This is a genomic window from Prevotella sp. TCVGH (assembly GCF_023522295.1).
Lineage (GTDB): Bacteria > Bacteroidota > Bacteroidia > Bacteroidales > Bacteroidaceae > Prevotella > Prevotella timonensis.
Genome location: NZ_QFFX01000014.1, coordinates 1 through 21982, shown reverse-complemented (window position 1 = coordinate 21982; position 21982 = coordinate 1). Strand labels below are relative to the sequence as shown.

Annotated in this window: 17 protein-coding genes; 12 read left to right on the top strand and 5 right to left on the bottom strand. The window is 43.2% G+C overall.

What is annotated here, in order from left to right; genetic code table 11:
* Positions 1 to 26 precede the first annotated feature (26 nt).
* Together DEM91_RS04165 and DEM91_RS04160 are read left to right on the top strand one after the other, a co-directional pair.
* Positions 27 to 3053: a glycosyl hydrolase family 95 catalytic domain-containing protein gene (locus DEM91_RS04165; protein ID WP_249858101.1), complete on the top strand. Its 3027-nt coding sequence runs from the start codon at positions 27 to 29 to the stop codon at positions 3051 to 3053.
* Positions 3054 to 3077: 24 nt separating this feature from the next.
* Entirely contained in the window at positions 3078 to 4247 is a 1170-nt protein-coding gene (locus DEM91_RS04160) for a M20 aminoacylase family protein (protein WP_249858100.1), read from the top strand.
* A 14-nt stretch (positions 4248 to 4261) separates the two neighbouring features.
* Here the strand turns inward: DEM91_RS04160 and DEM91_RS04155 are convergent, their stop codons facing one another.
* Both DEM91_RS04155 and DEM91_RS04150 read right to left on the bottom strand, forming a co-directional pair.
* Complete coding sequence (locus DEM91_RS04155) at positions 4262 to 4459, bottom strand: hypothetical protein (protein ID WP_249858099.1); 198 nt, start codon at positions 4457 to 4459, stop codon at positions 4262 to 4264.
* A gap of 327 nt (positions 4460 to 4786) precedes the next feature.
* On the bottom strand, positions 4787 to 5875 hold the full coding sequence (locus DEM91_RS04150) for a mannose-1-phosphate guanylyltransferase (protein ID WP_249858098.1): 1089 nt from the start codon (positions 5873 to 5875) through the stop codon (positions 4787 to 4789).
* 322 nt (positions 5876 to 6197) lie between these two features.
* On the opposite strand from DEM91_RS04150, the gene DEM91_RS04145 reads away from it, so the two are divergent.
* The 4 genes from DEM91_RS04145 to DEM91_RS04130 all read left to right on the top strand — a co-directional run bounded on the left by DEM91_RS04145 (position 6198) and on the right by DEM91_RS04130 (position 12667).
* The gene (locus DEM91_RS04145) at positions 6198 to 8993 is read left to right on the top strand and encodes a TonB-dependent receptor (protein WP_249858097.1); all 2796 of its coding nucleotides are present in this window, start codon (positions 6198 to 6200) and stop codon (positions 8991 to 8993) included.
* Between the two features lie 55 nt (positions 8994 to 9048).
* Positions 9049 to 10560 (top strand): hypothetical protein, encoded by a 1512-nt coding sequence (locus DEM91_RS04140; protein ID WP_195252855.1) that lies wholly within the window; start codon positions 9049 to 9051, stop codon positions 10558 to 10560.
* A gap of 355 nt (positions 10561 to 10915) precedes the next feature.
* Entirely contained in the window at positions 10916 to 11284 is a 369-nt protein-coding gene (locus DEM91_RS04135) for a BlaI/MecI/CopY family transcriptional regulator (RefSeq protein WP_025072043.1), read from the top strand.
* A gap of 66 nt (positions 11285 to 11350) precedes the next feature.
* Complete coding sequence (locus DEM91_RS04130) at positions 11351 to 12667, top strand: M56 family metallopeptidase (RefSeq protein ID WP_195252856.1); 1317 nt, start codon at positions 11351 to 11353, stop codon at positions 12665 to 12667.
* Between the two features lie 673 nt (positions 12668 to 13340).
* Here DEM91_RS04130 and nadD read toward each other — a convergent pair.
* Genes nadD through DEM91_RS04115 form a run of 3 tightly spaced genes read right to left on the bottom strand, consistent with a single transcriptional unit; the run spans position 13341 to position 15647 of the window.
* Complete coding sequence (gene nadD, locus DEM91_RS04125; protein WP_195254125.1) at positions 13341 to 13916, bottom strand: nicotinate (nicotinamide) nucleotide adenylyltransferase; 576 nt, start codon at positions 13914 to 13916, stop codon at positions 13341 to 13343.
* Positions 13913 to 14719 (bottom strand): guanylate kinase, encoded by an 807-nt coding sequence (gene gmk, locus DEM91_RS04120; RefSeq protein WP_410525622.1) that lies wholly within the window; start codon positions 14717 to 14719, stop codon positions 13913 to 13915. The genes nadD and gmk overlap by 4 nt, the downstream gene beginning before the upstream one ends.
* 52 nt (positions 14720 to 14771) lie before the next feature.
* Positions 14772 to 15647: a YicC/YloC family endoribonuclease gene (locus DEM91_RS04115; RefSeq protein WP_195254124.1), complete on the bottom strand. Its 876-nt coding sequence runs from the start codon at positions 15645 to 15647 to the stop codon at positions 14772 to 14774.
* A gap of 92 nt (positions 15648 to 15739) precedes the next feature.
* On the opposite strand from DEM91_RS04115, the gene tsaB reads away from it, so the two are divergent.
* The 6 genes from tsaB to rseP all read left to right on the top strand — a co-directional run bounded on the left by tsaB (position 15740) and on the right by rseP (position 21618).
* Positions 15740 to 16432: a tRNA (adenosine(37)-N6)-threonylcarbamoyltransferase complex dimerization subunit type 1 TsaB gene (gene tsaB, locus DEM91_RS04110; RefSeq protein WP_025072890.1), complete on the top strand. Its 693-nt coding sequence runs from the start codon at positions 15740 to 15742 to the stop codon at positions 16430 to 16432.
* A gap of 50 nt (positions 16433 to 16482) precedes the next feature.
* Positions 16483 to 17076, top strand: coding sequence for a DUF4290 domain-containing protein (locus tag DEM91_RS04105; protein WP_025072889.1), 594 nt, complete (start codon positions 16483 to 16485; stop codon positions 17074 to 17076).
* A gap of 4 nt (positions 17077 to 17080) precedes the next feature.
* Positions 17081 to 18391, top strand: coding sequence for a UDP-N-acetylglucosamine 1-carboxyvinyltransferase (murA, locus tag DEM91_RS04100; RefSeq protein ID WP_195254087.1), 1311 nt, complete (start codon positions 17081 to 17083; stop codon positions 18389 to 18391).
* Positions 18384 to 18893, top strand: a complete 510-nt coding sequence (rimM, locus tag DEM91_RS04095) for a ribosome maturation factor RimM (protein ID WP_195254086.1) — start codon at positions 18384 to 18386, stop codon at positions 18891 to 18893. Before murA ends, rimM begins: the two co-directional genes overlap by 8 nt.
* Positions 18894 to 18930: 37 nt before the next feature.
* Positions 18931 to 20094 carry a 1-deoxy-D-xylulose-5-phosphate reductoisomerase gene (locus DEM91_RS04090; RefSeq protein WP_195254085.1) on the top strand — a complete coding sequence of 388 codons (1164 nt, stop codon included), beginning with the start codon at positions 18931 to 18933 and terminating at the stop codon, positions 20092 to 20094.
* A gap of 126 nt (positions 20095 to 20220) precedes the next feature.
* Positions 20221 to 21618 (top strand): RIP metalloprotease RseP, encoded by a 1398-nt coding sequence (gene rseP / locus DEM91_RS04085; protein WP_103003585.1) that lies wholly within the window; start codon positions 20221 to 20223, stop codon positions 21616 to 21618.
* The last annotated feature ends 364 nt before the right edge of the window (positions 21619 to 21982 follow it).

The window sequence follows — 21982 nt, the reverse complement described above, 5'->3', positions numbered from 1 at the left end:
CATTCTTTACAAATACTACAACCTATATGACAAAGATTTTTACAACGCTAACAGCATTGCTTGTTAGCATGCTTGCCTTTGCACAACCCTCCATGCCAACCGTTAGCACCGGTGGCAACGAAGTGTACTATTACATTCAGATGCAACGAGGTCAAGCCGTCATCACCTCTATGGGCGATGGCAGTAAGGTGCAAACCGCCACTCCTGTGGCAAACATGAAGAAACAGCAAACGTGGAAAGTAATAAAGAAAGGCGATAACTATAACATTGTTAATGCAGCAGGACAAACGCTGTATTATAATACTTCGCTCAATTTCTTTTGTGCTGGCACGCAGCCCAATGGTGTCAAGGATCTGAAAATACTGAAAACCACCAACAGAGAATATCAAGGCTTCGAGATTTCCACCGCAGGAAGCGGACAAACTTTCCTGAATCAATGGAGAGGAGCTGGTGTTGGTCGCGAGTTGGGTTTATGGGTTCAAGGCGATCCGAACAACCCTCTGCAATTTGTCGCTATCAACGACATGGTTATCAATGATGCCAAGCCTACTTCCATCAACGAAGTGTCCCTAACGGGGTCTGCGACATGGAAGCCCGCAAGCAAACACACGCTGTGGTACACAAAGCCTGCCACCGTATGGATGACTTCCACTTTACCGATTGGTAACGGACAGTTTGGCGGCTGTGTCATGGGAGGTGTGAAGAGAGATGAAGTGCAATTCAACGACAAGACATTGTGGAAAGGTCATGTAGGAGCAGTTGTGGGCAATCCTAACTATGGCTCATACCTGAACTTTGGAAATCTATATATCACGTCAACAGACAGCCGTCTCAACGCAGCGACCAATTATCGTCGTTGGTTGGATATCGACCAATCAAAGGCAGGGGTAGCATACACTGCCAACGGTGTTGATTACCAAAGAGAGTACATTTGTTCGTACCCCGACAAGGTGATAGCCATACATTACAAAGCCAGCGAGAAGGGAAAGATTAGTAACAATATCATTCTGTTCAACCAAAACGGAAAAACGCCTACCTATAACATGAATGGCACCACTGGCGTCATCACCTTCCAAGGCGAAGTGCCACGCACGGGCACGCCCAAAGGCGAATCCTACTATTGCAAGGCATACGTTACAGCAAAGGGTGGAACGATTGCCGTCGACAAAGATGGTGGCATTGACGTGAAAAATGCTGATGAGATGTTTATCTATCTCTATGGCACTACCAATTTTGACGCTTCCAATGACGAATATATCTCTGATGCAGCTTTGCTGCCTTCGCATGTCACAGGCGTTGTAGATGCAGCCTTGAGCAAAGGCTATGCGGCGATATGTGATGCGCATGTAGAAGACTATAAGGCTTTGTATGACCGTTGTCAACTCAACATCACGAACGCGATGCCAAGCGTAACGACACGACAGCTCATTGACGACTTTGCCATAAGTCCGGCAGACAATTTGCTGTTAGAGGAAATTTATTTCTGCTACGGTCGATATCTGATGATTAGCAGCAGCCGAGGCGTTGACTTGCCAAGCAATTTGCAAGGTATCTGGAACAACGTCAACAATCCTGCGTGGAATAGTGACATTCACTCAAATATCAATGTACAGATGAATTACTGGCCTGCTGAAATCACCAATCTCAGTGAGTTGCATCTTCCTTTCTTGAAGTACATACACCGCGAGGCTTGCGAGCGTCCGCAATGGCGAGCTAACGCTCAACAGATTGCAGGACAAACAGTAGGTTGGACGCTGACAACCGAAAACAACATTTATGGGTCAGGCTCCAATTGGATGCAAAATTATACCATTGCTAACGCTTGGTATTGCATGCACTTGTGGCAGCACTACCGTTTCACGTTGGACAAAGGCTATCTGAAAAATATTGCTTATCCAGCCATGCGCTCATGCGCTGAATATTGGTTGCAACGATTGGTGAAAGCTGCCGACGGCACTTACGAGTGTCCTAAAGAGTATTCACCCGAGCATGGTCCTGCAAGCGAGAATGCTACTGCGCACTCACAACAATTGGTTTGGGACTTGTTCAACAACACCTTACAGGCGATAGCAGAGTTGGGTATTAACGAGGATGCCACCTTCCTCAAGGACTTGAACAATAAGTTTAAAAAACTGGATACTGGTTTGGCGATAGAAAATATGAACGGGAAGCCGCTCTTGCGCGAATGGAAGTACACGTCGCAGGCTACTGTTCCTTCCTATAATTCGCATCGACACATGTCGCATCTCATGGGACTGTATCCGGGCAACCAAATAGGTCAGGAAATTGATGCGAAAATATATCAAGCTGCGATCAACTCACTCAAAACGAGAGGGTATGCAGGTACGGGTTGGTCTATGGGTTGGAAAGTGAACCTACATGCCAGAGCGCGCAACGGCAACGTGTGCCAAAGCCTCTTGAAGACAGCGCTGCATTTCCAAGACAACACTGGCAACAGTGAAGGAGGAGGCGTGTACGAAAACCTATGGGATGCTCACACACCTTATCAGATTGACGGAAACTTTGGCGCATGTGCAGGCATGGCGGAGATGCTCTTGCAGAGTCATCTCGGAAAACTTGATATCCTACCAGCACTACCATCGATGTGGAAAAACGGAAGTGTAAAGGGGCTTTGCGCCGTAGACAACTTTGAAGTATCCATTGAGTGGAAGAACAACAAGGCGGTGTCCATCGACATTGTATCCAAGGCTGGCAAGAAAGCTACCGTGAAATATCCTAAGATTGCCACTGGCTTCACTCTGATTGATGGACAGGGCAACAAAGTAACCGCGACCAAGGTAAGCGATGACGAAATTACATTCAATACCTCCAAGGGTGCGACCTATCGCCTGACGACGACAGACCCCACAGGTATTGATAAAACTGTAGCAAAACGTGGAGGAAAGGGGCAACGCATCGTAGCAACGCATTATTATCTTCCAAATGGAACGCAGATTACTTCCCCTTCCAAAAACGGACTCTATATCGCCAGTCAGCAGTACGAAAACGGCAAGAAAGAAACATTCAAGTTCGTAATTGATCGTAGCGAGTAATCGTCTTCCAAAGATATGAGTAAAATGAACGTAAAACCAATGAAGGAATTGGCTGCTATGTTGCCACTGATGAAACAGTGGATGGAAGCCATGCACCAAGAGCCTGAACTATCTACCCAAGAGGTAAATACAGGCAAGTATGTTGCCGACCTGCTAAAGAATATGGGCTACGAGGTTCATGAGCATGTAGGAAAACATGGCATTGAGGGCGTGGTAGGCGTATTAAGTCATGGCGATGGAAAGAAGAAAATAGGTATTAGAGCCGACATGGATGCGCTCCCTATTCAAGAGGTCAACAACCTACCTTATAAAAGTAGGCATGACGGTATTTCTCATCTCTGCGGACACGACGGTCATAGTGCTATGGCACTTGGGGCAGCTAAGTATCTGGCAGACACAAAGCACTTCAATGGTACCGTTTACTTCTATTTTCAACCTGCCGAAGAAACCATGCAGGGCGGTCCTTCAATGATTGATGATGGACTTTTCAAGAAGTTTAATGCCGATAGAATATATGCCATACACAACATACCTGGGCTACCCAAGGGGGTACTGCATTTCCATGATGGAGAAACGATGTCGGCGGTAGATAATTGGGAGATACGTCTAATGGGGCGTGGTGGGCATGGTTCTATGCCCGAGCTAAGCATTGACCCCGTCGTCGCTGGTGCTTCTTTGGTGATGGCACTACAGACGATTGTAGCACGCAACCTCTCTCCTTGGAATAATGGCGTGGTCACCATCGGCTCATTCCAAGCAGGTAATGCAGGAAACGTTATTCCAGACGAAGCTGTACTCAAGTTGTCTATGCGCAACATGCAGCCTGATGGACGAAAGTTAGTGTTGCAACGTATTCGTGAGATCACTGCTGCCCAAGCAGAATGCTTTGGTTGCAAGTATGAAATTAAAGAGGGACAACCTGGAGCAGTACTTGTCAATTCGCACGAAGAAACAGCTTTTGCTGCCGAAGTGGCACGCAAATACTTTGGAGAGGAAAATGTAGTGTACCCTTGCAAGCCGTTGATGAGCAGTGAAGACTTTGCCTTTATGTTGCAAGAACGACCAGGAAGCTACATCATGTTAGGTAATGGTGAAACGCCTATGGTACACAATCCTAAGTACATCTTCGATCAGGAAATCCTTCCCATAGGTGCCTCACTGTGGGTCGCCTTGTGTGAAGAATATCTAAAGTAGGAGATTGTAGGACTTCAAAAAGGCAATTTTGTTTCGGGAAGCCAAACTTTTTTGTCTATTGAACGACTGCTGCGGTGCCTATTTTTGTAGCGAGTAAAAGGAGGGAAATGTCCTATTTTTTCAAAATTTTGTATTTGCAAAATAGAAAAAATAATGGCGTTTGAAAGCGGTAAACAACCCTTCAAATGCGTCGTTTCTTCGCCTTTTTCCAATAACTCATTGGGTTAATGTGCTTTGAAACATGAGATAACAGTGCAATATCATGCATCTAAGGAGACAAAGTACATGCTTTAGCGAGGTTAAAGTAATGAGTTAATAAAAGGGACATAGTGCGTCAATCGCATAACGCACTGACAATAAGAGTTTTATATTTTTAGCGTATTTGCGACCAACTAATGAGTTGGTTGCAAATACGCTCGTATTTTGAGCCGATGTTAATATTTTTCATAAAAAATAAAGCATCTCAGTCCCTCCATTTATGCACACTTTTGACATGGTGAGCAGACAGATTTACAACGCCTACTTGTTGCGCAAAGTTATCAAAGATACTCGTTGCCTTTTTTGATTTGCACCTCATTAACGTACTTCCGCAGCAATGCCGAGGAATCTTCTTTCTTGCATATGAGCAGTACATTGTCGTGTTCGGCAATGATGTAGCCGTCTAAACCGTTAATGATGCCTAACTTACCCTTCGACAGTTTGATGACATTGTTCTGACAGGCTTCAAGCATCACATTGCTATCAATAATGACATTGTCCGATTCGCTTTTCTGCATGGATTCGTAGATGCTGTGCCACGTGCCAATATCTGCCCAACCAAATGAACATTTCATCACGTAAACATCTTCCGATTTCTCCAAAACACCATAATCTACGGATAAGTTGGAGTAGAGTGGATAGTTCTTGTGAATAAACTTGTTTTCTTCTTCAATGGTCCATTGTGGATTCATCTGATCAAGACTTCCTAAGACAAAGGGGAGCAAACGGTCTAAACATGCCGACAAAAATTTAATGTTCGACATGAACATACCCGTATTCCAGTAAAACTCGCCACTTTCTACAAACATTTTGGCAAATTCTCTTTCTGGCTTTTCTGTGAACGACTGCACTTTATGCACATTGTTTCCAGCAGATTCACCTAATTGTATATAGCCATATCCTGGTTCGGGGCGAGTGGGCTTGATGCCCAAGGTGAGAAGTCCTGCCTGTTGTTCTACAAAGTCAAACCCTTTCAGAACATCATCCACAAAAGCCTCTTCGTTTTGTATCACTTGGTCAGACGGCACTACTAATAAGTTGGCATTTTCATTATATCGCATGATGCGATGTGCAGCCCATGCTACACTGGGTGCCGTATTTCGATGAATAGGCTCCGCCAAGATTTGCTCTTCCGTCAAGTCTGGTAGCTGTTCTCGTATCCATGGTAAATAAGCCTGATTGGTACAAACAAAGATATGATCTGTGGGAACAATCTTTAATTGGCGGTCGTAGGTTTGTTGAAGCAGAGTGCGACCCGTACCGAAAAAGTCGATAAATTGTTTAGGCTTTTTCTCTCTGCTGCAGGGCCAAAGGCGTTTTCCCTTTCCTCCAGCAAGAATGACGCAATAGTTGTTATCTGACATTTTCATGCGCAATATTTTGTGTTTTGTTTTCGAAGTTACTTAAATATCTTTTACGAACCAAGTATTTTAGTATTATTTAGTCCAATTTTTGAATATTCAAAAATTCATGCTCCACAATTTCTTCTCAAGCGCATCACACGCTAGAGGATGAAAGGAATAAGGCTTGAAGAAGAGCGGGCAAACAACTTGGGATAGCAGTACTGTCATACAATCGAAATAAGTGTAATAAAAGTCGTCACAGAGTTGTCACACCATTCTCATAGTGACGAAATACGAATGCAATATCTGTGTGATACTTTTGCAGCGTTAATGATAAGTTCGAAAATAAATGAAATTGGAAAAAAGGGGAATCGTAGTCATTTTGCTACTACTGATGATGAGTCTACACTTAACGGCTCAAGAAATTATGGGAACTGTTGTTGATGCCAAGTCAAAGGAACCTCTCATTGGAGCCACCATAGAGATTGAAGGGAAGAAGCCAATGGGTGTGACCGACTTTGATGGGCATTTCAAGTTATCAGGTTTACAGGAACTGTCTTATACATTAGTGATACGCTATGTAGCTTATCAACCTAAAACAGTTCGAGATGTAAAGGTTGGAACAACCGATTTAATGGTAGAGATGAACGCTGACGAGCAGACGCTGAAAGAAGTGCAGATAACGGCTGCCGTCAAGCAAACCACCGAGACTGCCATGGTGCAGTTGGCGAAGGAGAGTCCGTATGTGATGAGTAACATCTCTTCACAAGAGATTCGTCGCACGCAAGACTCAAATGCTGGTGAAGTGATCAGGCGTGTACCAGGCGTGAGTTTGATAGAAGATAAATTCGTCATGGTGCGCGGACTGTCTCAGCGTTATAATAATGTATGGGTGAATGGTGGTGCCGTTCCCAGCAGTGAAGCCGATTCAAGGGCTTTCTCGTTTGATATTGTACCCAGCTCACAAATAGACAATTTATTGATTGTAAAAACCCAATCGCCCGAATATCCATCTGATTATAGTGGTGGATTTATCGTGTTGAACACAAAGGAGATACCGTCAGAAAACTCGTTCTCGCTATCCTTAGGAGGCAATTGGAACACACAGTCGGCATTTCAAGACTTTACTTATGCCAAAGGTTCAAATACCGATTTTCTTGGATTTGATGGCGGTTTGCGCTCGTTAAACGGTGGTATTCACAGTCAACTTAAAACCCTATCAGACCAAGCGATTAGCTTATTGGATAACGGATTGAACAATGACTGGCACGAGAAGACGAAGAAACCTTTGGGAGATTTGAAACTTTCTGCCAATTGGAATCACCAATGGGATGTAAATCGGTACAGGCTGGGGATGATTGTCGTGTTGAATTACAGTAACGAATACAGAACCTATCGGGACATGGAGAACAACTTGTTTGGCATTTATGACGCTCAGAACGACCGTGAGAACTATCTGCGCCAATCGGTTGACAACCAGTTTAACAATAATGTGCGCTTGGGTAGCATGTTCAATCTTACGCTCATGTCGAAAAATGGGAAAAACAAATACCAATTGAAGAATATTTTTAACCAACTAGGCAACAATCGCTATACCGAGCGTAACGGCATCAGCGCACAGTCGAACAATGAGCAATCGGCAGAATATTATTATCGTAGTCGTACCACCTATAATGCACAGCTTACCGGAAAGCATACGCTCAAGGCGCACGAGTTGGACTGGAATGTGGGCTACGCATACGCCAATCGGCACATTCCCGACCGCCGACGCTATTTGGTTAACGATGCCATTGAGACCAATCGGTTAGGGTTGTTGACAGGAAACGATGTGTCACGTGAGTGGACACAGTTGGATGAGCACATTGTGTCGGGGAGTGTGAACGATAAGTTTACCTTTAATTGGGGACAATGGGAGCCATTTTTGAAGTATGGTGCGTATGGCGAATATCGTACTCGCGATTACACCACTCGCGAATTGATATACAATTGGAACACGTCTAACAACAACATGCCAGACGGATTCAGGTACATGGAGATGCCAACCCTGCTGAGTGATGCCTCTTACTTTGGTGTGGACAAGTTGCACTTGCTGGAGCAGATGCACATGCGCAACGACTATATCGGACACAACACATTAGGCGCAGGATACTTGGCAATGTCTCTCCCCTTTGGCAAGTTAGGTATCTACGCCGGTGTCCGATTTGAACATAACAACATGGAGTTGGTATCAAATACACGTGACACAGAAGTTAGTCATGTCAGTACATTTTATAAAACCAACGACTTGTTTCCCTCACTCAACACCACTTATAAGTTTAATGATCAACATCAACTGCGTTTGTCGTATGGAAGAAGCATCAACCGACCAGAGTTTCGTGAGGTGTCGTCGTCAGTATATTATGATTTCGACTTAGCTTCCGATGTAAAAGGCAATCCTAACTTAAAAAATGCGTATGTGGATAACATCGATTTGCGATACGAATACTATCCAAGCCGAGGCGAACAGATATCTGTAGCAGCATTTTACAAACACTTTAAGCATCCTATTGAGTGGACCTATACGGTGACAGGAGGTACAGATTTGAATTATTCGTACATCAATGCCTTGGCTGCCAACAATTATGGACTGGAATTGGACATCAAGAAAACGCTTGATTTCATCGGACTTCCTCATTTCAGTTGGTCACTCAACGGGGCTTTGATTAAGAGTAGTGTGCAGTTTGAAAAGGGATCTAAGGAAAAAGATAGACCCATGCAAGGGCAGTCACCTTATCTGATTAACACAGGAATATTCTACAAGAACGAGGCGCACCAAATGCACATCGCCTTGTTATACAATCGCATAGGCAAACGTATCATAGGTGTGGGACGTAGTGAAGGCACCACTTCGGGCGACAATATCAATGCTCGCGTGCCCGATAGCTATGAGATGCCACGAGATGTTATTGATTTGACGGCTTCTAAAAAGTTTGGTAATCACTGGGAAATTAAGTTAGGAGTGCGCGACTTGTTAGCACAGAAAGTGTATTATAAGCAGTTTGCTGACGTAACCTACGCAGATGGAGCTAAGAAAGAGGTAACCGAAATCAGTCGTTGTTATCAACCCGGACGCAATTTATCGTTGTCGGTTATCTATCAATTTTGAAAACTAAGTTGAATATAAATATCATATTTCGTTCATTGATTAAAACAAAACAAAGATGAAAAAAAGTTTGAATTTATGGGGATTGATGACAATCCTAACGCTCTCTCTCGGTTTTACTGCTTGTGGAGATGATGATGAGCCAGTTGATAAAAAGGAGTCAACAACCCAATACGTTTGGGGAACAGATGGTGGGTTAAAGAGTTGCGACCACTTACTGTTTACGAATGGTAAGGAAGACCCTAATGGTAAGGAGATTGGTAATGGCAATCAGGAGTTTGTCTTCAAGGGGAAACAAACGTTAAAGAAAGGTACTTATCTGCTGAAGGGCTGGGTGTATATTGCCGAAGGTTCGGAACTGACCATTGAACCAGGTACTATCATCAAGGGTGATAAGGCGACAAAGGCTGCCTTAATTGCCGAAAGAGGTGGAAAACTCATTGCTAAAGGCACGCCTACAGCACCCATTGTGTTTACATCGGCACAAGCCAAAGGCAATCGTAAGCCTGGAGATTGGGGTGGTGTCATCCTCTGTGGAAAGGCTGTAAACAATCAGCAGGAAATGGAAATAGAAGGAGGACCACGCACGAAGCATGGAGGCAATGACAATGCAGACAACTCAGGTGTACTGAGTTATGTGCGCATTGAGTTTGCTGGTTATCCATTCAGACAGGATAAGGAAATCAACGGCTTGACCTTGGGCTCCGTAGGAAGTGGCACACAGCTCGACCATATCCAGGTTTCTTACTCCAATGACGACTCTTACGAGTGGTTTGGAGGTGCGGTAAACGCTAAGTATCTCATCGCTTACAAAGGTTGGGATGATGATTTTGACACTGACAATGGCTATTGCGGTACAGTACAATTTGGTCTTGTCGTACGTGACTCGAAGCTTGCTGATGCCTCTCAAAGCAATGGATTTGAAAGCGATAACAATGGTTCGGGGTCGGCTGTTGAGCCTTATACCACTGCACAATTCTCGAATATCACGTTTATAGGACCTAAATTGGATAAGAACTTCCAAAACAAGCCCGATTATATTACAGGTGGAAGCATGAATCCCAATAATGGTTCGGCACTCGGTAAGTTCCAATCTGCCATGCAAATTCGTCGTAACTCTCGTTTGAGTTGTTACAATACGTTGGCCATTGGTTATCCTATCGGTTTGATGCTGGATAACGAAAAGGGCGACACACAGGGTGCTGCCACAGCTGGAAAACTTAGTTTGAAGAACATCTGGTTTGCAGGTATGGATGTCGTTGGTTCGGATATGAACAAGAAATATGAGGACGAGTTGGTCACTGATTATAAGGCAAAGAAGGCAGATAGCAGCAAGAAATCATTCTCTACCACCTTCTTCTTATCACAGGGTAACACCGTGAAGGAGTCTTGGGAAGACCTGATAGATACCCAGACCTTCAAACCTTTGGCATCAAGCCCGTTGCTGAACGCTGCTTCTTTCACCGGATTGAAAGGCTTTAAGACAGTTTCTTACATTGGAGCCTTTGCTGCAAACGATAACTGGGCTGACGGTTGGACAGAGTTTGATCCAGAAAATGCCAATTATTAATGGTACGTTGAGGCGTTAACAGACTTGTAAGCATTCACGATTCTATAACGAATCGTATGGATAAGTATTTTTTATACTCTCTTATACTTGTCCATATGAAACGTTATAGAATCTTTTTTTGATGTATTCAATCAGCCCAATAGTACCCCTAACGAGTACTATTTTATATATAAATATATATTACGAGATATTCGTAATAACATTACAAACAATTACTTTTGCAAAATATTTATGATTTATTAACCAATAAATGCTTGCAGTTATTACGAAAAGTTCGTAGATTTGCGAATGTGAAGCAATCAATGAACTGACATCAGACAATTGCTTACTGTTTAAGTTGATAATACGCAAGAAGATGAATATGGAAAAATTGACAGTACAAGAAGAAGAGGTCATGCAACGGATATGGCAATTAGGAAGTTGTACGGTAAAGCAAATATTGGGTGAACTGGGCACGCCTCCACCGCCATACACCACAGTTGCATCGGTGGTGAACAACCTCAAGCGCAAAGATTTTGTAAATCAAGAGCAGCGAGGAAACACCTATGTTTACTCTCCTGCTATTCCAGAAGAGAAGTACAAACAGCACTGTATGTCGCGTTTTGTTCGTGATTACTTTAGTAACTCGTTCAAGGACATGGTGTCTTTCTTTGCAAAAGAAGAGAAACTGTCTTCTGAAGACTTGCAAGACATCATTGACCAAATTGAGAAGGGTAACGAATAAGTACCTTTCCTTATCGCTGGTTAGAAAATAATAGATTTGAACACGCACACTTAAAAAATACAGATTATGCTTATCTATCTTGTCAAAGTAAACATAGCCCTCATACTGTTGTATGGTTTTTATCAGATGTTTTGTGCCAAAGACACGTTCTTTGGTTGGAGAAGAGGTCTTTTGTTAGGTATTTATGCCATCGCCTTCTTGGTTCCATTGATGCCAACAACCAATTGGCTCATGACCGCTGAAACCTCTCAAGGAATGGCAATAACGTACCGGCAAGTAGTGCTTCCTGAGCTCACTGTCGGAGCAGAGAATGCCAAGCAGACTTGGATGAACGCAGTGCAGTGGATATATATAGGTGGGGTAGCGGTACTCTTGCTTCGGATGTTGGTGCAAGTAGGCATGATTGTGGCCATGATTATCCGCACCAAGACGTGCGAGATAGACGGTTGCAAGGTGCATATCATCAAGGGCAAAGGCAGTCCATTCTCCTTTTTCAAATGGATATTTGTAAATCCCGATGCACAAACGCCTGTTCAACTGCACGAAATATTGGTGCACGAGCAGACACATGCCAGACAATGGCATTCGATAGATGTCATTTGTTCCGAACTCTTTACCATCGTATGTTGGATGAATCCTTTTGCATGGTTGTTGAGACGAGAGGTGAGAATGAACATAGAATATTTGGCAGATCATCGAGTGGTGGCAAATGGAATCAACTCTAAAACCTACCAATACCACCTATTAGGATTGTCGTATCAAAAGAATGTAGCTACAATTTCAAATAACTTCAATGTTTTACCATTAAAAAAAAGAATCAAGATGATGAACAAACGCAGAACAAAACCCGTAGGAAAGGTTAAATACTTGTTTTTCCTTCCGCTCGTAGCCGCACTCCTCGCAGCGAGCAACATAGAGAGTATTGCACGCTCTATCAGTGGACAACCCACTATTGTGAAGAAAGATGCCGTGAAAGTTTTGCGGTACACGCTACCACAGCAACCCAAAAAGAAACGGACACCGGTCAAAAAACAGAAGAAAGTTGGTACAGCAAAAGATAATGCCGATAAAGTGTATACAGTACCATCAGTGATGCCCAAGTACGAAGGGGGCATACCAGCTTTAATGGACTTTTTGGCAACAAACATGAAATATCCCGTAGAAGCGCAGAAAAAGAAAATAGAAGGGCGCGTCATCGTGAGTTTTGTTGTAGAAAAAGATGGATCGCTGTCAGACTATAAGATTGTCAGATCTATTGACCCATTATTAGATGCGGAAGCTCTCAGAGTGGTAAAGTTGCAAAAGAAATGGAAGCCTGGATATGAAAAAGGCAAGCCTGTGCGGGTTATATACAATCTTCCCATCACTTTTAAGTTGAAATAAACTTGTCGATCAATGAAGCGAATGTGAATAAGGTCGCGGCTCTTTCATAGAAGAGAAAGGTTGTTGATGATGAAAACAATCTTTGTTCTATTGTTTCAACAACAATACTAATGAATGAAATGAATCGCACTGCTTGTTTTCATTCGCTTCATTATGCGTCATTTGTTATCACAACAATGCCACTTTTGTGAAGGTGCAGCGTCGTTTTTTTTATCTCATTTTTGGCAAAAGAATTTATTGTTTCTGTCTTATTATTTTACCAAAAAACGACCATCTAAAATCTTCAAAATAGAAAAAATTAATAGGCAAACGACATGCAAAAATGTGCTGATTTGAACAAAATAAGCGTCTTTTCAAGCTGAAACATTGACTTTACGGTCTTGGAAACATGTATTAGAGGTGTTATTCGCATGCAACAACAGCATTAAAGCATGCAAATAGCAGGCTTATCTCAATGCTTCAGTCGCCAAAAGGTGGTAAAAATAGGAAAGAAAAAAGAAGACTTAAGCGTAATAAGTTTAATCACAACGAGTTATGAAACTTTCTCAAAATTCGCGTATTTGCGACCAACTTTGCCGTTGGTTGTTTTTATGCGAGTTATGAGAGGCTCTTTGTAAAGAAAATTCAGCATTTATAATTCTTCTATGGAGAGCATTGCCAACCCTACATACACTCACGGATGTGGATAATACCGAGTGACAAGTGGTACGATGGCAGAGGGTATCAAAAGGTCTACCGACTTGCCTTGCTGGATGCGTTGGCGCACTTCGGTACTACTGATGTTGTATAGGGGCGTATCTACCAAATGAACATTTGAGGGCAATGACGCTGTGTCAATGGCGATGTGCTGGCGGGGGTAGATAATAATTTCGTATTTTTGCACGATTTCTTGATAGTGTGCCCACTGATTGAACACGTGCCAGTTGTCAGCACCGATAATGAGTGTAAACGAAGTGTCAGGATGCTCATTCGACAAACATTGTAGTGTATGCCAGGTATATGACGGTTTAGAGAGTCGGAATTCATCATCTTTAGCAATGAGTCTTGGTTCGTCTTGCAATGCAACTTGTGCCATTTCCAAGCGCAAATGGTCATCGAGCAAGCTGCCTTGTGGCTTCAAGGGATTTTGAGGAGACACCATGAACCATATCTCATCCAAGGCAGAAAGCCTAAGAATGTGCTTCGCCAACTGGATGTGTCCATTATGAATGGGGTTGAAAGAACCGCCAAAGATGCCGATAGATTTCAATGTCTTAGAAATTCTTGAATGATTTGCAGTGTTTCAGTCTTTGCTTTGTCCAAGTCGTCATTCACCACCACTTTGTCAAACTGCGATGCGAAGGTCAGTTCGTAAGCCGCCTTGTTTAAGCGGTCTTCTATCACTTGTGGCGCATCGGTGGCACGGCTCTCTAAACGTCTCCGCAGTTCGTCGATAGAAGGGGGTTGGATAAAAATGCTCAATGCCCTGTCGCCATAAAATCGTTTGATGTTTACGCCACCTTTAACATCTACATCAAAGACAACGTTCTGACCCGCTTTCAGCTGGTTGTCCACTTGCGTTTTCAACGTTCCATAAAAGCGATCTTCATACACCTCTTCGTATTCCAAGAATTCGTCGTTGTCAATACGTTCGCGAAACTCTTGTGGACTGACAAAGAAGTATTCCACACCATCTCGTTCTGTGCCTCTTGGCTGGCGACTGGTACACGAGATAGAGAATGCCAACTTTAGTTCTGGATGTTCTTGCATGAGCCAGTTCACGATGGTACTCTTTCCACTTCCAGAGGGAGCAGAGAAGATGATGAGGCGAGATTGGGGCCTCCCCCCGCCCCTCCTAAGGAGGGGAGCCTTATCCGTGGACGTGGTGTTTTGTACGGTTTGTGGCTTGTTTTGTTCGTTTAGATGATTCATGATATGTCGTATTTTCTGAAGTACGTTTTGCGTGTCAGCCAACACCAGGAAGATACCCTTTCCCTTAATCCCAAAATGCAAATGGTATAGCTCCCCTGTGTGTGAGTCATTTTTATAATTCCCAATCGCTCCATCCTCCACAGCTTATACCTCCCCTCCTTTGGAGGGGTTGGGGGAGGCTCCTTCCTTAGGCTTACAGTGCATTGAGTACCTGCTCCTTGATCTGTTCCAGCTCATCTTTCATCTGCACCACAATGTTCTGCATTTCAGCCAAATTACTTTTTGAACCAGTAGTGTTGATTTCACGTCCCATCTCTTGTGCGATGAATCCGAGCTTCTTGCCGTTGGGAGTAGTTTCGTTCATGGTGTCACGAAAATATTTCAAGTGATTGGCAAGGCGTTGTTTCTCCTCGCTGATGTCGAGTTTCTCGATGTAATAAATAAGTTCTTGCTCCAAGCGATTCTTGTCGTATTCGGCATTTGGAATCTGTTCGAGGCCATCTACAATTCGAGTTCTAATCTTTTCTACGCGCATCTTCTCATAAGGTTCTATCTCCTGAAGTAGTCGCGCAATGTTATCAATCTTCTCATTGAACTTATTTTGTAGAGCCGCACCCTCCTGTTGGCGGAAGCTAATTAAATTCTGAAGAGCTTCCTCTATTGCCTGTCTTGCCATATTCCACTCTTCGTCCTTCAGCACTTCGATTTCTGTTTTCAATGTGATGTCGGGCAATCTGACAATCGTTTGAAACCAATCCAAGGGTTCTGGAATGCCTGTTGTCTTTGCTATTTGTTTTATCTGTTGGTAATAATGCGCAACAATATCCGAGTTAATCGGATTTACTTCGTTAGCAATATCCTTCTCTATCCAAATAGAAAAGTCTATTTTCCCACGATCCAGCGCACTCGATACTTGCTGTCTAATCTCCATCTCCTTTTCTCGATACAGCGGTGCGATGCGAGTAGAGAGGTCGAGCGACTTACTGTTAAGGGATTTAATTTCAACATTTATTTTTTTTTCTTTGTAGGTTACGATTGCTTTTCCGTAACCCGTCATCGATTGTATCATAGCTTCAACACGTTAAATTTATGCAAAAGTAATCATTTTGCAGGAAAAAAGCGTAAATTTGCATTTTAATTTAGGATTATATAGATAGACGTATGTCGTGTATTTTAAGCATAGAGACGAGTACAGATGTATGTTCTGTGGCTGTAAGTCAGGATGGAACATGTATTTTTGAGAAAGAAGATAGTAGCGGTCCCAATCATGCTGTCAAGCTTGGTGTATTTGTAGATGAGGCCTTATCGTTCATAGATAGTCATTTAATTCCGTTAGATGCTGTAGCTGTGAGTTGTGGTCCGGGGTCTTATACTGGACTTCGAATTGGTGTGTCCATGGCAAAAGGAATTTGTTACGGACGCTCCGTAAAACTGTTATCAGTACCAACGCTCCATCTCTTGTGTGTGCCTGTCTTGCTCCGCGAACAGATTCAAGAAGAGAATGCGCTGTTGTGTCCGATGTTGGATGCTCGTCGCATGGAAGTATATGCACAATTGTTTGACAGAGCATTGAATGAGGTTCGTCCCATTCAAGCCGATGTGGTCGATGCGGATACATATAAGTCGTATCTCGACGAACGTCCAGTTTATTTCTTTGGGAATGGTGCCGAAAAGTGTATCGAGGTAATCAATCACCCCAACGCGCATCTCATCAAGAATGTAGAGCCTTTGGCAAAAAACATGTTCCCTTTGGCAGAGAAGCGGATGATGAATGAACAATTTGAGGATGTAGCCTACTTTGTTCCGTTTTATTTGAAGGATTTTGTTGCCAAAACCCCTAAGAAATTGCTTTAACGTTGCCTTGTTGATTCGGTAAGTTACGGTCTATTGAAAAAAAAGAAGCTATGGATATTGAAGGATTAGATTATAATACCCAACGTGAGAAACTCATATTGCCAGAATATGGCCGTGAGGTACAAAACATGGTTGATTATGCGTTGACCATTACCGACAGACAAGAGCGGCAGCATTGTGCCGAGACCATTGTCTCCACAATGGCTCGTATGTTTCCGCAAAACAAGGAGAGCGAGGAATACCTACGCAAGCTGTGGGATCATTTGGCTATTATGAGCAATTTTGAATTGGACATCGATTATCCTTTCGATGTATCTCAAGCAGCTAAGATTTATACGAAAGCAGAGCCTGTGCAGTATCCCATGAACCGTATCCCTGTGCGACATTATGGCAACATGATGTTTGAAATGTTTGAAAAACTGAAGAACATGGAGCCTGGGGAGGAACGTGACGAACTGACTCGTATCACTGCTAACCAGATGAAGCGTGACTTGGTACAGTGGGGGCATGGCTCTTCGGATGATGAGAAAGTGGCTTTTGATTTGGAAAGGTTTACAGATGGGAAAATCGTACTCGACCTTAATCAATTCAAATTCGATCGCATCGACATGCGAGATATAGATAAAAAACGAAAGAAGCGATAAGTCTATGGAGGCATTTGTCATTGAAGGCGGTCATAGACTGAGTGGTACAATTCAACCCCAAGGTGCCAAAAATGAAGCTTTGCAAGTGATTTGTGCAACGCTTCTTACGTCAGCACCTGTTAGAATAAAGAATATTCCTGACATTCTTGATGTGAACAATCTTATTCGCCTGTTGCAGCAAGTAGGCGTCAAAGTAACTCGTGTTCATAAAAATGAATATATCTTTCAAGCCGATGCCATTGATTTGGCTTATTTGGATAGCGACGAGTTTGTTCAGAAGTGCTCTTCCTTGCGAGGTTCGGTGTTGATGATAGGTCCTCTGTTAGGCCGTTTAGGTAGGGCAACTATCGCCAAACCGGGGGGAGACAAGATTGGACGTCGCCGTTTGGATACACACTTCTTGGGTTTTAAGAAGTTGGGTGCAAGCTTTAAGCACGAAGAGTCTCGTAACATCTATCATATTGAAGCCGAGCATTTGCATGGAACATACATGCTTTTGGACGAGGCTTCCGTCACGGGTACTGCCAATATTATCATGACAGCTGTTTTGGCTAAGGGTACTACGACTATTTACAATGCAGCTTGTGAGCCTTACATTCAACAGTTGTGTCGTTTGCTAAATGACATGGGAGCAAAGATTAGTGGCATTGCCTCAAACCTTTTGACGATTGAGGGTGTTTCATCTCTGCACGGAGCAGAACACACAGTATTGCCTGACATGATAGAGGTAGGCTCGTTTATTGGCATGGCAGCCATGGTAGGTGATGGAGTAAGAATAAAAGATGCTTCTGTAAAAAACCTTGGCATCATCTTGGACTCTTTCCGTCGACTGGGGATAAAAATACAAGTTGAAGGTGACGACATCGTGATTCCGCACCAACCCCATTATCAAATAGATTCGTTTATAGACGGCACCATCATGACATTGAGCGATGCTCCATGGCCGGGACTTACTCCTGACTTGCTGTCAGTCCTTTTAGTTGTTGCCACTCAAGCACGAGGGAGCGTACTCTTTCATCAAAAAATGTTTGAAAGTAGACTTTTCTTTGTGGATAAACTCATCGATATGAGGGCACAAATCATCCTTTGCGACCCACACCGTGCAGTTGTCGTAGGGCATGATAGGAAGATAAGACTGCGTGCAGGACGCATGAGCAGTCCTGATATTCGTGCAGGTATTGCCTTGCTGATTGCTGCATTGAGTGCTAACGGAACAAGTAGAATAGAAAATATAGCCCAGATAGACCGCGGGTATGAGAATATTGAAATGCGCCTGAATGCTTTAGGGGCACATATAAAACGAGTAGATGATTAAGAAAGAGGATGTTTACCGTATTGGACAAATAGGAAAGCCCCATGGGGTAAAGGGCGAATTGTCTTTTCATTTTGAGGACGACGTGTTTGATCGTACGGATGCTGACTACCTTATATTAGAGGTAGATGGCATTTTGGTGCCTTTTTTCTTTGAAGAATATCGCTTCCGTACCGATGTGACAGCTTACATAAAGTTTTGCGATGTCGATACAGAAGTGCAAGCTCGTGAACTGACAGGGAGTGAAGTATTCTTCCCACGTTCTGTTGCACATCAAAACGGCGCATGCAGGTCGTGGGCGCAGCTCTTGGGTTTTTCACTCATTGATGCTACGACAGGGCATCAAATAGGAGTGATTCAATCAATTGATAATACGACGCTTAATGTCTTGTTCGAGCTGGAAGATGGTAAATTGATACCAGCTAATGAAGAACTCATTACGGACATCGACGGAGAGAAGCGTCAAATATTCATCACATTGCCAGAAGGTTTATTAGATTTATAAGCTAACAAGGCAAAAAGGGTAGGAGGAAATGTAACTCATGAAAAAGCAAATCTGCATATTAGGCTCTACGGGGAGCATCGGAACACAGGCGTTGGATGTGATTGAACAGCATGCCGACTTATATGAAGTTTATTGCCTTACGGCTAATAATCGTTATAAGGAATTGGCTGAACAGGCACGCAAGTTTCGCCCAGCTGCTATCGTTATTGCCAACGAGGCGCATTATGAACCCCTCTGTCAACTGTTAAATGATTGTCCAGATATTAAGGTGTATGCTGGTAAGGCTGCGCTTGATGAAATCGTGTCAGCCACTCCTATTGATATGGTATTAACAGCTATGGTCGGATTTGCAGGTCTTTCGCCCACGATTCATGCCATACAAGCTCGTAAAAAAATCTGCTTAGCCAATAAAGAGACGCTTGTTGTTGCAGGTAAGCTGATTTGTAAGTTGGCTCAACAACATCATGTACCTATTCTACCTGTCGATTCTGAGCACAGTGCTATCTTTCAATCACTCGTTGGAGAAAGCGATAACGAAATAGAAAAGATACTCCTCACAGCCAGTGGCGGTCCTTTCCGAACCTACACCTTGGAACAGATGCAGCACGTAACAGCTGCTGATGCCTTGAAACATCCTACTTGGGAAATGGGGGCGAAGATAACCATAGATTCGGCTTCAATGATGAACAAGGGTTTTGAGGTGATTGAAGCGAAGTGGCTCTTTGGTGTTCCAGTCGAGAAAATACAAGTACTCGTACATCCTCAAAGCATTGTCCATAGTGCCGTGCAGTTTGCCGATGGCGGCATAAAGGCACAGTTAGGGGTTCCTGATATGCGCTTGCCCATACAGTATGCTTTTTCGTTTCCAGAGCGTTTGCCACTTCATGGGCAGCGTTTAGACATGTTTAAGCAACCCTTGGAGTTCTTTGAACCCGATATGGGGAAATTCAAGTGTTTGGCATTGGCATATGAGGCGATGCGCCAGGGGGGCAATATGCCTTGTGTACTAAATGCTGCCAACGAGGTGGTGAACGAAGCTTTCCGCCATGGCAAATGCTCGTTCTTGGACATGGGCAATATCATAGAGAAGACGATGCAACGGGTTTCTTATGACAAATCTTCCCAATATCAAATTTATGTGGATACCGATGCAGAAACGCGTCGCGTAGCGGAAGAGATGGTTCACGAGTTAGGGCGTTAGTGAGTTTATGAGATGATAAGTTCATGAGCTGACTGTTGATGATTTAGTTGTTTCCGAGTAATATGCCTTATGGCAGAAAAACTTAAAAACTTAACAACCAAAAAACTAAAAAAAACTTAAGATAAAATGGAAATATTTTTAATCAGATTGCTTCAGTTTGTACTGGCTATCTCTTTATTGGTTCTCTTACACGAAGGAGGACATATGTTTTTTGCGAAACTCTTTGGGGTAAGAGTCGAAAAATTCTTCGTATTTTTTGATGTCAGCATTGGTAAATGGAAAGGAAATCTCTTTAGTTTCAAACCCAAAAATAGTGATACTACTTATGGTATGGGGTGGCTTCCGTTGGGCGGTTATTGCAAGATTTCAGGAATGATTGACGAGAGCTTTGACACAGAGCAAATGAAGCAACCTGCTCAAGACTGGGAGTTTCGTTCCAAACCAGCATGGCAACGGCTGCTCATCATGATTGGTGGAGTGACCGTCAACTTTCTTTTGGCGCTTTTTATCTATTCCATGGTGCTGTTTTATTGGGGCGAATCGTATGTCATGGTCAAAGATATGAGCATGGGAATGCGTTTCAATCAAGAAGCCAAGTCGTATGGATTTCAAGACCATGACATTCTTGTGGGGACAGACCAAGGCGCATTCAGGGATTTTAATGCAGATGTGTATCGCGACTTGTCCACCGCCAAACGAGTAGACATCATTCGCAATGGCAAACCGATGAGCATCAACCTGCCTGGTGACCTGAACCTTTTGGAAATGTTGAAGAGCACACCACGCTTTGTAACACCGTTTGTATTGGCAGATGTAGACAGTGTTATGCCTTCTGGTGCAGCAGCTAAGGCTGGCATTCGGAAAGGTGACCGTTTGGTGGGTATCAACGGCAAACCTATTGATTCTTGGAATGCTTACCAAGAAGAGGTGGGCGTGTTGAGTGATGAACTCATGGCAGCAAAGACCCATGCGGATAGTTTGAAAATTCGTACAGCAAGCATTGCCTTTATGAATCCTGCAACTTCTAAGGTAGATACGGCTCAGGTAGTGCTGGACTCCAGTCTGATGTTAGGGGTGGGTATGACCAATTTGTATTCGTATTACACGCCTACCAAAAAGGAATATGGTTTCTTCGAGAGCTTTCCTGCAGGTGCAAAATATGGCTGGAATGTCTTGGCAGGCTATGTTGGTGATATGAAGTATGTGTTCACCGCTGATGGTGCTAAGTCGTTAGGTGGCTTCGGAGCTATTGGAAGTCTGTTCCCTCCCGTATGGGATTGGCACATGTTTTGGCTCATGACGGCCTTCCTTAGCATCATTTTAGCATTCATGAACATCTTGCCAATACCAGCCTTGGACGGTGGTCACGTGCTTTTTTTGCTCTATGAGATGATCACTCGTCGCAAACCCAGTGAAACTTTCATGGTGCGCGCAGAATATGTTGGCATCGCCATCTTGTTGTTGTTAATGATTGTTGCCAACCTTAACGACGTATTACGCTGGTTGGGCATCATTACGTACTAAATGATAAAAATGATTGCTGTCTGCTAAAACTTTTTTTATGCTCAAGTAAGTTTTAGCGGACAGCAATAAATAGAAAGTAGATAACATTTCACAGCGCTTTCACTTCGTCTCATTTTTGGTAAAGGCACTCGTTGTTTTTGTCCTATCATTTTACCAAAAAACGACCATCGAAAATCTTCAAAATAGAAAAAATCAATAGGCAAACGGTATACAAAAATGGGCTGATTTTGTCAAAATAGATAACTTTTCAAGTTGAAACATTGACTTAACGGTCTTGAAAACATGTATTAAACCCAAATCGGTCATTAGGATTTCTCTGTGTCGTACGGCAAAGAGAAATCCTTTAATTTTTTCCATATGGACA